Source organism: Aurantibacillus circumpalustris (assembly GCF_029625215.1).
GTDB lineage: Bacteria > Bacteroidota > Bacteroidia > B-17B0 > Aurantibacillaceae > Aurantibacillus > Aurantibacillus circumpalustris.
In genome coordinates, this window is sequence record NZ_CP121197.1 from 2993583 (window position 1) to 3007056 (window position 13474).

General features: G+C 35.6%; 10 protein-coding genes. 6 read left to right on the top strand and 4 right to left on the bottom strand.

Going from position 1 to position 13474, the window contains the following annotated elements; all coding sequences use genetic code 11:
• Positions 1 to 19 precede the first annotated feature (19 nt).
• From P2086_RS12430 to P2086_RS12455, 6 genes are all read left to right on the top strand, one after another.
• Complete coding sequence (locus P2086_RS12430; protein ID WP_317897064.1) at positions 20 to 1048, top strand: sensor histidine kinase; 1029 nt, start codon at positions 20 to 22, stop codon at positions 1046 to 1048.
• A gap of 13 nt (positions 1049 to 1061) precedes the next feature.
• Complete coding sequence (locus P2086_RS12435; protein ID WP_317897065.1) at positions 1062 to 1775, top strand: LytR/AlgR family response regulator transcription factor; 714 nt, start codon at positions 1062 to 1064, stop codon at positions 1773 to 1775.
• Between the two features lie 50 nt (positions 1776 to 1825).
• Positions 1826 to 2881 (top strand): type IX secretion system protein PorQ, encoded by a 1056-nt coding sequence (gene porQ / locus P2086_RS12440; RefSeq protein WP_317897066.1) that lies wholly within the window; start codon positions 1826 to 1828, stop codon positions 2879 to 2881.
• A gap of 194 nt (positions 2882 to 3075) precedes the next feature.
• Entirely contained in the window at positions 3076 to 5751 is a 2676-nt protein-coding gene (locus tag P2086_RS12445) for a T9SS type B sorting domain-containing protein (protein ID WP_317897067.1), read from the top strand.
• Between the two features lie 113 nt (positions 5752 to 5864).
• Entirely contained in the window at positions 5865 to 7478 is a 1614-nt protein-coding gene (locus P2086_RS12450) for a M1 family metallopeptidase (protein WP_317897068.1), read from the top strand.
• 57 nt (positions 7479 to 7535) lie between these two features.
• Complete coding sequence (locus tag P2086_RS12455) at positions 7536 to 9326, top strand: T9SS type A sorting domain-containing protein (RefSeq protein WP_317897069.1); 1791 nt, start codon at positions 7536 to 7538, stop codon at positions 9324 to 9326.
• A gap of 2 nt (positions 9327 to 9328) precedes the next feature.
• On the opposite strand, the gene P2086_RS12460 is transcribed toward P2086_RS12455, so the two are convergent.
• The 4 genes from P2086_RS12460 to P2086_RS12475 form a co-directional block, all read right to left on the bottom strand.
• Positions 9329 to 9709: a hypothetical protein gene (locus P2086_RS12460; RefSeq protein ID WP_317897070.1), complete on the bottom strand. Its 381-nt coding sequence runs from the start codon at positions 9707 to 9709 to the stop codon at positions 9329 to 9331.
• A 7-nt stretch (positions 9710 to 9716) separates the two neighbouring features.
• The gene (gene carB / locus P2086_RS12465) at positions 9717 to 12533 is read right to left on the bottom strand and encodes a carbamoyl-phosphate synthase large subunit (protein ID WP_317897071.1); all 2817 of its coding nucleotides are present in this window, start codon (positions 12531 to 12533) and stop codon (positions 9717 to 9719) included.
• A gap of 144 nt (positions 12534 to 12677) precedes the next feature.
• Positions 12678 to 12947, bottom strand: a complete 270-nt coding sequence (gene rbp / locus P2086_RS12470) for an RNA-binding regulator (RefSeq protein WP_317897072.1) — start codon at positions 12945 to 12947, stop codon at positions 12678 to 12680.
• Positions 12948 to 13061: 114 nt separating this feature from the next.
• Positions 13062 to 13442, bottom strand: coding sequence for a Rid family detoxifying hydrolase (locus P2086_RS12475; RefSeq protein ID WP_317897073.1), 381 nt, complete (start codon positions 13440 to 13442; stop codon positions 13062 to 13064).
• Positions 13443 to 13474: the final 32 nt, after the last annotated feature.

Genomic DNA, 13474 nt, shown 5'->3' on the forward strand with positions numbered 1-13474 from the left:
TTGACCAGCGAAACGAAGCGTGGTTAAGAAATATCATATTTATTGGTACTGTCAGATTTTTGGTTGGTCATTTTACATAGTAATCAACTCTATTTTTTTTGGATTAACTTCTGAATCTGGTTACCGCGAATACCTTATCTATTTTTTAATGCTGCCAATCGGTATCGGTATTTCACATTTTTACCGGCACCTTCTCATTCGTCTGCATATTTTGGATTTAAAAATTCCATCTCAACTTATATACATTGTTTTATTTAGTTTTATTAAAGGAATTATCTTCTTCGGGATGATATTAGCCTTATCAAAAATTTTCGGATTGGCTTTGGCAGATCTCACTGCGGTTGATGTTTCTGTTTCCGTCATAAATTTCGCAGTAATATTTTGTTTGTGGAATGTTATTTATTTTGGATTTCAGTATTTTCAAAACTATAAGCGTTCTGAAATAAACTCGCTCCGCTATCTTGCTGCCAGTAGAGAGTCCGAATTAAATAGTCTAAAAGCGCAGTTAAACCCGCATTTTATTTTTAACTGTATGAACAGTATCAGGGCTTTAATTGACGAAAATCCTTCAAAAGCTAAAGATGCTGTAACTCAGCTGTCTAATATTTTAAGGAACACTTTGTTAATGGATAAACGAAAAGAAATTTTATTAAGGGAAGAAATTTCGTTAGTAAAAGATTATCTTAATTTAGAAGAAATTCGTTACGAAGAGCGGCTGAATTACGATTTCGAAATCGATGCACAAGCTTTAAATGTACTCATACCACCCTTTATTGTGCAATCACAAGTTGAGAATGCTATCAAACATGGTATTTCTAAGCTTCCTGGTAAAGGTCGTATTTCAATACGCGCCGGTGTAGAGGCCGCAAATCTTAAAATACAAGTTTCCAACACCGGTAAAATTAATTCTGAAGCTCCGTTAACGGGAGTTGGGTTCAAAAATTCAATCCAAAGACTTGATTTATTGTACGGAAACGCCGGGAATATTTCGATAAAAGAAATAGAAGATTTGGTAGTTGTTGAGATTAATTTACCTTTGAAAGTGTAAACATTAGCTGTAAATGAAAGCCATAATAATTGATGATGAGCGCCTTGCGCGCCAGGAATTAAAGAACCTTCTTGCTATTCATAAAGAAGTAGAAGTGATTGCAGAATGTTCTGATGCCATACAAGCTAAAGAAAAAATAAATGAATTAAAACCCGATATTATTTTTTGTGATATTCAGATGCCAGGAAAAACAGGACTTGAACTTGTAGAAGAGATCTCAGCTACTGTAGATGTTGTTTTTATAACTGCTCACGACGAACATGCCATTAAAGCTTTTAAATTAAATGCTTTTGACTACCTCTTAAAACCTGTTAAAGCTGAAGACTTAGCCGAAACGATCAAAAAATTATCAATTAAAGAAATAGCTTCCCGTGTTGATAATGATACTCCTTTGACCGAAAAAGACATGGTTTTCATTAAGGACGGAGATAAGTGTTGGTTCGTAAAGCTATCGGATATCCGTTTGTTTGAATCGGAAGGAAATTATGTTCGTGTTTATTTCGATAATTTCCGTCCCCTCATTTTGCGAAGTCTAAATAGTCTGGAAACCCGCCTAAATGAAAAACAATTTTTCAGAGCCAGTCGTAAACACATGATTAATATGAGTTACATTGCAAGCGTAGAGACTTGGTTTAATGGGGGTTTAAACGTAAAATTAAAAGACGGTAAAGAGATTGAAATTTCTCGCCGGCAGGCGGTTAAATTAAAGGACATGATGAGTTTATAAATTATGTTCGTTTCTCATACTAAATGTATAAATTCGCCGTTATTATCCAGTTGAAAAAGATAGCACTTCTTATATCTGTTTTTGTTGCCCTTAAAAGCTTTTCGCAAATTGGCGGAACAAAAACTTACCGATTTCTTGATATTCCTATGACAGCAAGGGCAGCAGCGCTTGGTGGAAGTAATATGAGTATTTGGGGCGACGATGTCAACCTGCTTCACAGTAACCCTTCGCTTCTAAATAATGGAATGACGAAACAGGTAGGCTTCAATTACTGCAATTATGTTGGTGATATGAATTTTTTTTATTTGGCGTACGCTCATAATCTCAAACAAAACGGCACAGCAGCAATTAGCGTTCAAACATATAATTATGGGAATTTTGATGGTTATGACGAATTAGGACAAAAAACAAACACATTTAAAGCGAATGATAATTGCTTAAATCTTAATTACGCTAAACCATTGGCAGATTCAATGTTTAATGTTGGTATCGCGTTAAAAACCATTATTTCTCAGTATGATGTGTACAAATCTTTTGGAAATGCAATTGATTTTGGTGTGACTTTTCACAATAAAAAAGCACTCACTATTAGTTTATTGGTTAAAAATGTAGGTTTTATTTGGAAAGATTATACCACAGGTAGGGAGAAGGAAAAGTTACCTCAAACCGTTCAATTAGGAATTAGCAAAAAATTAGTTAAAGCACCTTTTCGCCTGTTTTTAGTGTATGATCAATTATTAAAATGGAATTTGAATTATGTGAGTCCTATTGATACCACAGGTAAATCAAGCCAATTAAATTTTAGTCAAACATCTCAAGATTCATCAAGTTTTCAGAGATTTAAAGTAAAAGCAGGTAAATTCGGCGATAATTTTATGAGACATATTGTTATTGGAACGGAGATTGTTTTGTCGAAAAACTTTAATTTAAGAGTTGCTTATAACTACAGAAGACAAAAAGAAATGACTCTTCCCGAACGAAGAGGTTTTAATGCCTTAAGTTTTGGTTTCGGGTTTAAAGTAAAAAGGTTTGCTCTTTCTTATTCCTTTTCAAAAATGGCCTTCCCGGGCAGTGCCCATATCTTTGGCTTAACCTATGGCTGGTAAATAGTCAAATTTCATTTAGTTTTATTAGCTTAAATCCACTTATTAGGTGAACACTGCCAATTATTAATACGCCTAAGTTCTTTACCTTTGCAGTTGTAATTTTACAGTAACTCTAAGGCTTGAAAAAAATTAAATATAGTTTTGTTTTTTTAGTGATGTTTTTTTGCTTTTTGCAAAGAAATAAGAGCCAGTGTGTGCTTCAGTATAATCTTATACCAAGATACAATTGTACAAATTCCAAAGGTCAACTAACTGTTACCATACAAAGTCCAGCAACGCCACCTTTTACTGTTACATCTTCACCATCAGATTTCAGCGGTACTTCTGCAACTAATACTTATACGTTTATAACAAGCAATTCTGTTACTCCAGGTTCAACGTTTAATTTCACAATTGTTAGTGCAAATAACTGTTCAGTAATTACTCAAGCGTCATGGGATATTAATATCAGTCCTTCAGATATTAATATTGCTACCACTTCTCTTAATTGTCACGGAGATAATACTGGCGCCATTTCTGCTGTTTTTATTGGAGCAGATCCACCAGTAACATGGTTGTGGTCGAATAATTCTACAAATTCTTCCATTTCCGGTATTCCTGCGGGTAGCTATTCTGTTACGGCTACTAATAGCTCAAATTGTTCTGTGACTAAGGTTGTGAGTGTAACGCAACCTTCAATAATTGTTAGTACACTTTCAAGTACATTCATTCCCTGTTTTAGTTCAACTATTTCACCTACCATTACTACTAGTGGTGGTATTGCGCCATTTACTTACACTGTAAACGGTAATCCAATTTCGGTTTCGCCGGGAAATATAGCAACTAATCTTTCAGCCGGTCTTCAATCTATTATTACGAAAGATGCGAAAGGATGTATAAAAACCAATGCAATTTTAATAGACCAGGCTGCGCAGCAAATTATCTCTTCCACTGTTACATCACCGCTATGTCCCAATCAATCGAATGGTAGTATTCATGTTTCTGTTAACGGACCTGTTGCAATAAACAGTTATTCATGGAATCCAGGTGCTTCTGGTAATGCAACTTTATCCAATATAGCAAGTGGTAATTATACCATTTATCTTTCTGATGCCAGTAATTGCATTACTACCAGTGTGATTACAGTTCCACCTGCACCCTCTGTTAATGTCGTTTCAGTGGTCAAAAAAGAAAATTGTAGCGCTGTAGATGGAGCGTTTACTTTAACCGTATCTGGTGGTTTCCCACCTTATACTTATACCACCTTACCGGTAAATACGAACGGCAATGTTGTAACAGGATTAAGTTCGGGGGCTTATAAAACAATAATTATGGACTCACATGCTTGTGTAGATTCAACGAATACTTATATCGGTAATTTAAGTACCGTTAGTCTAAATATTCTAACCATTACACCAGTTCAATGTTATAAAGCCTGTAATGGAAGCGTGCTTTTAAATGTTCAAAATGCTGTTCTCCCAATTACATATAGTTTAACAGGTTTTCCGGTTACAACAAATAGTGTTATTTCAAATTTATGTGCAGGATTCTATTTGGTAAAAGCTGTTGATAATATTGGTTGCCCAGCTTTCGATACTATCAATTTTCCAACACTTGCTGTATTTTCCTATTCTGCTGTTACACCTCCAACTATTTGTATTGGCAAGTACGCAAAGCTTTCTGCAAGCGCTTTCGGTGGAACCGGAGCTCTCTCTTATATTTGGAATCCAGGTTCATTAACTGGAGCTACCGTAAATGTTGAACCCACTGTAACTACAATCTATAGCCTTAATGTTTACGATTCAAAGGGCTGCACCTTACCTTCTTATTCGGTGACCGTAAAAGTCAATCCTCAAATTTCAATTAATATAAATAGTTCCAATGCGGGCATTTGTCCTGGCACAACGGCACAAATTACACCTACTATAACCGGTGGTGACGGAAACTATAGCTATGAATGGCTACCAAGCGGGAGCAAGGGTTCAAGTATTTATGTAGAAAGCATTGTGATTCCAACTTACACATTAACCGTGAATGACGCCTGTGGCTCTCCTAAAGGTGTTAAGGAAATTACAATAAAGTTACATCCTTTTATAAAGCCAGTTTACAAACAAGAGAATGAAGCGGGGTGCGCACCCTTTTGTACAAATTTTATAAACGTTACGCCGAATTCGAAAAATGCTATCTGGAGTTTTGGAGAAAGGCCATTTGAGCAGAAAGGCGATTCAACTTTTTATTGTTATGAAAAATCCGGGAAATTTAATTTACGTCTAACGGTAACCGATTCCAATTATTGCAAGGCTTCTTACACTTATACAAATGCCGTAAATGTTTTAGTAAAGCCATCTGCAGGTTTTATTACAAATCCTACAATTATCACTTTAAACGATGCAGAGAATGTGGAAATTAAAAACACCTCGGTCAATGCTTCTGATTTTAAATGGTATTTGAATAACAATAAACTCGGAACCAGTAAAAATGTCTATTATACTTTTAGAGACACTGGTTGCTACGATATTAAATTACTTACAGAAAATGAAAACGGGTGTAAAGATTCTACAATTCGAAGTGTGTGCGTATTTGAAGGGTTTAATTTTTACATGCCGCACGCTTTCACTCCCAACAATGATGGGCTGAACGATGTGTTATTACCAAAAGGAACAGGGTGGTTGTACGAAAATTATAAATTTGAAGTGTATAACCGCTGGGGACATAAAATATTTTCAAGCAACAATGTAAATTTGGGATGGGATGGGGGACTAGAAGTTAACCCATATGCAAAAGATATCACAACCACAGACATTAATGATGTTTACTCATGGAGGGTTGTTCTAACCGATAATCTTTCAAAAGTACATGAACTACAAGGCTTTGTAACCCTGGTTAGGTAATCTATAATTTTCCTTTAACAAGAACCCAGATTATTTGATATTTTTGGTGAGGTATGAAAATTAATCTGCTTTTTTTCTGTAATGTTCTAGTCCTCATACTTCTGTCGTCGTGTATGAGTATTGGCTTAAATTATAAAAATAAAACGCCTAGAAATCCTTCAAAACTACCAAGGTTCACTTACAAGGATTCTTTACTCGGATATAACAACGCTAACAGAAATTGTTTCGATGTAAAATATTATGACATCCATCTTACAATAAATACAAATAAAAAAAATATAGCAGGTTTTGTGACCACACGTTTTGAGCTTTTAAAAGAATCAAAAAAAATACAATTAGATTTAGCTGCGCAATTTGTAATTGACTCTATCACTCAAAATTCTAAACGTTTAATTTATAAACGCAGCTACACGGCAATTGAAATAGAGCTTATTTCAAAAAATAAAAAACAGGAAGTTGCCGTGTATTATCATGGTAAACCTATTGTAGCAAAACGACCACCCTGGGAAGGAGGGTTTGTTTGGAAAAAAGACAAAAATAAAAAACCTTTTGTTTCGGTCGCCTGTGAAGGGTTAGGGGCGCAGACATGGCTCCCAGTTAAAACCTATTTAGGCGATGAGCCCGATAGTATTTCAATACACCTTACGGTACCAGAAGAGTTGACGGCGGTTTCGAATGGAAATTTAATTTCTATCTCTGAAAACAAAAATCAAAAAACATTTCATTGGCAAACTTCTTATTCCATAAATCCATACAACATAACATTTTATGTGGGAGATTACAAAAAGATGGAAGAGCCATATGAGTGTGAAAATGGTGAGACAATGAATTTAAACTACTACGTTTTACCTGAAAATTTTGAAAAGGCAAAAACACATTTTTTACAAACCGCTAAAATTTTAAAGGTGTATGAAGATCTGTTTGGAACATATCCCTGGGTTAAGAATGGTTTTAAATTAGTGGAAAGTCCTTTTGCTGGTATGGAGCATCAAACGGCCATTGCTTATGGCAATGGATATAGAAATGAAAGAGGTTTTGGTTTCGATTACATCATTTTGCACGAAAGCGCACATGAATGGTGGGGAAATGCTGTATCTGTAAATGATTTTTCAGATCTCTGGATTCATGAAGGTATGGCGACTTACGCAGAGGCTTTGTATGTTGAGCGAACTCAAGGATATCAAAGCTATTTGAATTATATGAATTGGACAGCTATAGGCATTAAAAATAAAAAAAGTGTAGTAGGACCACGGGACGTTTATTATTCAGATTATAAAGATGGTGATCCTTACAACAAAGGTGCTATTATGCTACACTCATTAAGAAATCACGTCAACAACGATACACTCTTTTTCGCCATTCTTAAAACATTCTTTAAAAATAAATGTTACAAGAATACAACTACAAGTGAGTTTATTGAACTTGTAAATGAAATGACTGGAAAAGATTTGTCCTGTTTTTTTGATCAGTATTTGTATCAAAGAAACTCTCCTTATTTAAAGTGGAACTTTAATTATGATCAAGAGAAAACAAGACTGATTTTTAAATTCGATAGAGTTAATGATTGTTTTACCATGTCAGTTGAGGTGCAACAAGGCGATAAGATTTTTAGAATAAACCCTACAAATAGAGTTCAATACTTAACTTTACCAGAACCTGCAACTACTCCTGTGCGAGTAAATTTAAAAAACACTTATTTGCAGGATGGCTATAAAAAAATTAAGTAAGCAAACACCGTCTAATTTGATTTTGATTATATTTGACTTGCCTAAAACCTAAAGCTCATGAATTCAAAAATTATTTTAGTTTTAATTTCGTTTACTGTTTCTTTTAGTGCTGCCTTTGCTCAATTTTTTTCGGAAGATTCTCTCAAAGGTTTTGATGAAAATTCTGTAAGAACCAGACTTATTTCTCAGGACTTTTTAGGTCAAGAGTTAAAATATAAACTGTTTGTATCAAAAAGAGAGTACATAAATTCTAAGTACAATTTAGTTCAAAAGCAAACGTATTACCCGCAACCGCAGAGTAAACAAACCGTTTTTGCCGGGTGCAACAACGAAGATTTTGAGGCTTCAAGTCCTGGAGTGGTTACAAATTCAACCCAAATTGCAGGTTGGATCATTAATAGTGGTTACAATGGTAGTCTCTCCTCTAGTTCAACTAACACAATTGTTCAATATTTTCCTGGTGGTTTAACTGGAGCTAATTCTTGCAATCTCTTGGGATGCTGTCCTGCGCCGCCTGGTAATTCTGAGATTATTGATTGCAGTGCACCAAGCGGCTACATCGATAATAACATTGGCACACACTATCCCATTTTTTCAGTTTTTGGTACTGGCACTGTTTCTGGTGCGGCGGCAACAAACTCGCACATTGCTGGTGGACTTTATGGAAACAAGGTTTTACGGATTAACGACCCTATTACCGGCGATTATAGTATTGAAAAATTAAGTAAGACTTTTTTGGTAACTGCTGCAAATTCTTTTTTTCAGATGGCTTTTATTTCTGTTTTTTCGCCTGGTCATGGGTGTTGTGATGCAGGCGGGCTTCAGATGAATCTTACAAACATCACAACAAATAGTATTATTCCTTGTTCCAGTTTTTCTGTTTCTGCCCCAAGTTCTCAATGCACAGCTACAGTGTTTATTCCCTATTTAATCAGCCTAAGTGGAGCGCCTTATACGTCAACAAGTTCTGCTAATAGTATTTACAATCGCTGGAAACTTATCTCTTTCGATTTGAGTCCCTATGTCGGTCAAACAATTAATTTGAACGTAATTGTAACCGACTGCAGTGCAGGTGGTCATTTTGGACTTCTATATTTCGATTCTCAATGTGGCGCTTTAAAAGTAAATATTAATAATACAGATTTTATTGCAGCAGATTCAGTTGTAAATTTTAAGAGTTGTGATACGATTGCAAAATTAAAAGCACCAGCTAACTTTGCTTCCTACCAATGGAAAGGACCATCTGGTTTTACTTCAGTAAATCCAGCACTCACTACTACTGTAAATGGTATTTATACCTTAACCCTAAATAATAGTGATTTATGTGCACCAATAACAAAAACAATTAACATTCAACTGGAGCAAAACACTATGCATATTGTAAGTCCAGAAAGTATCATTTGTGCTGGGGAATTGTTAGTATTATCTGTGACCGGAACTAATAATGGCGTTTGGAGTACGGGAAGCACAGCCTTAAGTATTAATGTTTCACCAACCGTTACATCTACTTATTCATTCACCGCCATAAGTCCTTTAGGCTGTCTTATAACCGCTTCTTATACTCAATTGGTTGAAGAATGTGTTGGATTGAATGCGCAAAATTATTTTAATAAAGCTATTTCGATTTTCCCCAACCCTAACAACGGTGAATTTGCACTGAAGATTGAAATGAAACTAGATAAAGCAATGTTATCGATTGAGTCATCGCTCGGTCAATCAGTTCACAAACAAGCTGTGCAACAAGGGAGTAACGCTATTAAAACCAAAGGCTTAGCTTCTGGTGTTTATTACTTTACCTTAAGCGAGAAAGAAAAAACAATCTATAAAGGAAAACTACAGATAGAGTAGTTTTAGTTAGCCTTCGCAACCGTGTTTGCTTCTCTGTAAGATAAAATATGCTTGGTCAACTTCAGTTTTTCTTCTGGTGTTAATTTCGCTTTTGGCGACATGTCATCAATTTCATGCAACCATTTTTTCTCGCTAAAACCCGTTATTTCGTATGCTTGGTGACATTTTACACATTTCGTTGTAAAAATTGTTTGTCCTTCAGTAATATCTCCTAAAGGAGTGCCTGCCCATCGTTTTTCAACGATTTCTAACTGTTTTGGACTTGGTGTAAAAGTTGCAACAGGACTTGGTGTTGTTGTTTCAGAACTTGAAGTTTTTGTGCTTTTGCAATGAACTAAAAACATTAAACCAATCGCTATGGCAGGGTACTTAATTTTTTTCATAAATAATTTATTTACTTAAATATAAATTTCTTTCACTGTATACGTTTTGGAAAAACTCATCCTGTAAATTGTCAATAAAGTAGATTGCCTCACCGGTACTCTTCATTTCAGGACCAAGCTCTTTTTGTATCTCAGGGAATTTTTCGTAACTAAATACTGGAATCTTAATAGCGTAACCAATTTTTCTTGGAGCGAATTTAAAGTCCTTTACCTTTTTAGCACCAAGCATTACTTTAGTAGCGTAGTTTACATAAGGCTCATCATAAGCTTTGGCAATGAATGGCACTGTACGCGAAGCTCTTGGATTTGCTTCGATGATATATACTTTACCATCTTTCACAGCAAACTGAATGTTTAATAAACCAACGGTATTTAAAGCTACTGCAATGGTGCGGGTGTGTTGTTCAATTTGTTTAATTACATCGGCACTCAGATCAAATGGAGGAAGAACAGCATAACTATCACCGCTGTGAATACCTGCTGGCTCAATGTGCTCCATAATTCCAATGATGTAAACATCTTTACCATCACAAATAGCATCGGCTTCCGCTTCAATGGCTCCTTGTAAAAAATGATCCAACAATACTTTATTATCAGGCAAATCGTTCAACAGTTTTACAACGTGTTGCTCTAACTCCTGCTCATTAATTACAATCTTCATACTTTGTCCGCCTAATACATAACTCGGACGAACTAGTAAAGGGAAACCAAGTCTTTTAGAAAGTGTGATCGCTTCTTCAGCATCTTCGATTACTCCAAACTCAGGGTAGGGGATATTGTTATTTTTTAAGAGCGTAGAAAAACTTCCACGGTCTTCCGCAAGGTCAAGTGATTTAAAGTCGGTGCCAATAATTTTGATGCCGTATCTATCTAACTTTTCTGCAAGCTTCAATGCGGTTTGTCCACCCAGTTGCACAATTACACCTTCTGGTTTTTCATGCAGAATGATATCGTAAATGTGTTCCCAGAACACCGGTTCAAAATATAATTTATCAGCAGTACTAAAATCAGTACTAACGGTTTCTGGATTACAGTTAATCATAATGGTTTCGTAACCACATTCTTTTGCAGCCAAAACACCATGCACACAACTATAATCAAATTCTATACCCTGACCAATTCGGTTAGGTCCGCTACCAAGAATCACTACTTTTTTCTTATTGCTTGATACACTTTCATTCTCATCTTCAAAAGTAGAGTAGTAGTAAGGCGTTTTAGCTTCAAACTCTGCCGCGCAGGTATCTACCAATTTGTAAACACGTTTTATACCAAGATCATTTCTTTTAGCGTAGACTTCACTTTCTTTGCAACGCACCAGGTGAGCGATCTGACGGTCGGCATACCCTTTTTGCTTTGCTTCGTATAAGAGATCTTTTGAAAGACTTTTTAAATCAAATTTTTCAATTTCGTTTTCGAGAGCAATCATTTCTTCTATTTGCTGAAGAAACCACATATCAATGCGAGTAAGCTTTTGAATGGTTTTGATAGAAATTCCCATTTTCATGGCATCGTAAATCATAAACAAACGGTTCCAACTCGGACGCTCAAGCGCTCTCAATAGTTCTGCCTGATCGGTAATTTCTTTTCCGTCGGCACCTAAGCCATTACGTTTTATTTCTAAACTCTGACAGGCCTTTTGCAAGGCTTCCTGAAAACTTCTTCCAATGGCCATTACTTCACCAACCGATTTCATTTGGAAACCAAGTTCGCGGTTACAGCCTTTAAATTTATCGAAGTTCCAACGCGGAATTTTTACGATCACATAATCTAACGTTGGTTCAAAATAAGCGGAAGTAGATTTTGTAATTTGATTAATGAGTTCATCCAAATGATAACCAATTGCCAGCTTGCTAGCTATACGTGCGATAGGATACCCCGTTGCTTTGCTTGCAAGGGCAGAAGAACGCGATACACGTGGATTAATTTCTATAGCAATAATTTCTTCTTTTGCATCATCACTTACCGCGAACTGAACATTACAACCACCGGCAAAGTTTCCAATACTGCGCATCATCTTAATGGCCATGGTACGCATTTTTTGATACGTTGAATCGCTCAAAGTCATTGCAGGAGCTACTGTAATACTGTCTCCTGTGTGTACACCCATTGGGTCAAAATTTTCAATGGAACAAATAATGGCTACATTATCATTTTTATCACGCAATAGCTCTAATTCGTATTCTTTCCAACCTAATACAGCTTTGTCTATAAGTACTTCATGAATTGGAGATGTTTGTAGACCGCGATTTAATAAGGCATCGAAATTTTCTTTTTCATATACCACCGATCCACCACTACCACCAAGTGTAAACGAAGGACGAATTACCAGAGGGAATCCAAATTCCTGAGCGATACTTTTTCCTTCAAGAAATGATTTTGCTATTTTGCTTGGGGCCATTGCGACACCTATCTCTTCCATGCGTATTCTAAAAAGATCACGGTCTTCAGTAACTTTGATGGCTTCAATATCAACACCAATCATCTTTACGTTGTATTTTTTCCAAATCCCCATATCCTCACATTTAAGTGCAAGGTTTAAGGCAGTTTGTCCTCCCATGGTTGGAAGTACAGCGTCTATCTTTTGTTCTTCAAGAATTTTAATAATTGATTTTACTTCTAAGGGTAGTAGGTAAATATTATCAGCAGTAACTTTATCCGTCATAATTGTAGCCGGATTGGAGTTAATAAGGGTTACTTCAATTCCTTCTTCACGAAGACTTTTGGCCGATTGAGAACCGGAGTAGTCAAATTCGCATGCTTGTCCAATAACAATAGGGCCTGAGCCTATGATTAAAACGGATTTTATAGAGGTATCTTTTGGCATAGTGTACAGTGAATTTAAAAATCCTGCAAAGATAGCAAGAAGATGGATTTTTTGGACGAAAGATATTGACTAAATATTAAATAAACTTCATAAAAAAAGCCGAAAGTTTTTTCTTTCGGCTTTTTTCTTTAAAGGGTCTATTTTTTACTGTTGTGATTCAGGAGCTGGCTCCTTTTTACCTTTTGCTTCAGCTACAACAATATTACGTTCGTAATGTTCTGTGCCATTTAATGCATTGATTGCGACGTTTGCTTCAGCATCATTTGACATTTCAACAAACCCGTAACCTTTGCTACGTCTTGTTTCCTTGTCCTTAATGATTCTAACGCTAGTTACTTCACCGTACTGCGAGAAAAGTTCGCTAAGAGATTGCTCTCTTACTTTAAAACTGATGTTGCTAATAAAAATGTTCATAGTTGTCTGTTTTTGTGTGTTAAGTAAAGGTATTGATAAAAAACAAAAAAGCAAATATTTTTACAAATATTGTTAAATGTTTACCACTTTTTTAACAAAAAACCGATTAACTATTTAAAAAAGAATGGCTTCTACGCTAATTTCTACATTAGCATCTTTTGGTAGGCGTGCAGCCTGAATAGTTGCACGTGCCGGAAATTCCCCCTTAAAATAAGAAGCGTAAACCTCATTTACGTGAACAAAATTATTCATATCATTAAGAAAAATAGTGCTTTTTACCACATTATCGAATGTACAACCTCCAGCTTTTAGAATGGCGCCAATATAATCCATCACCATTTTAGTTTCTTCTTTAATGGTTGTTTTAACCAATTGTTTACTTTGAAGATCCATAGCAATGGTTCCGCTAATAAACATAATGTTTCCAACAATTATTGCCTGATTATAAGGTCCAATAGGGGATGGCGCATCTGGAGTATTGATTATTTTTTTCATGTTTGTGTTGAGTTAGTGTAACAAATATAACA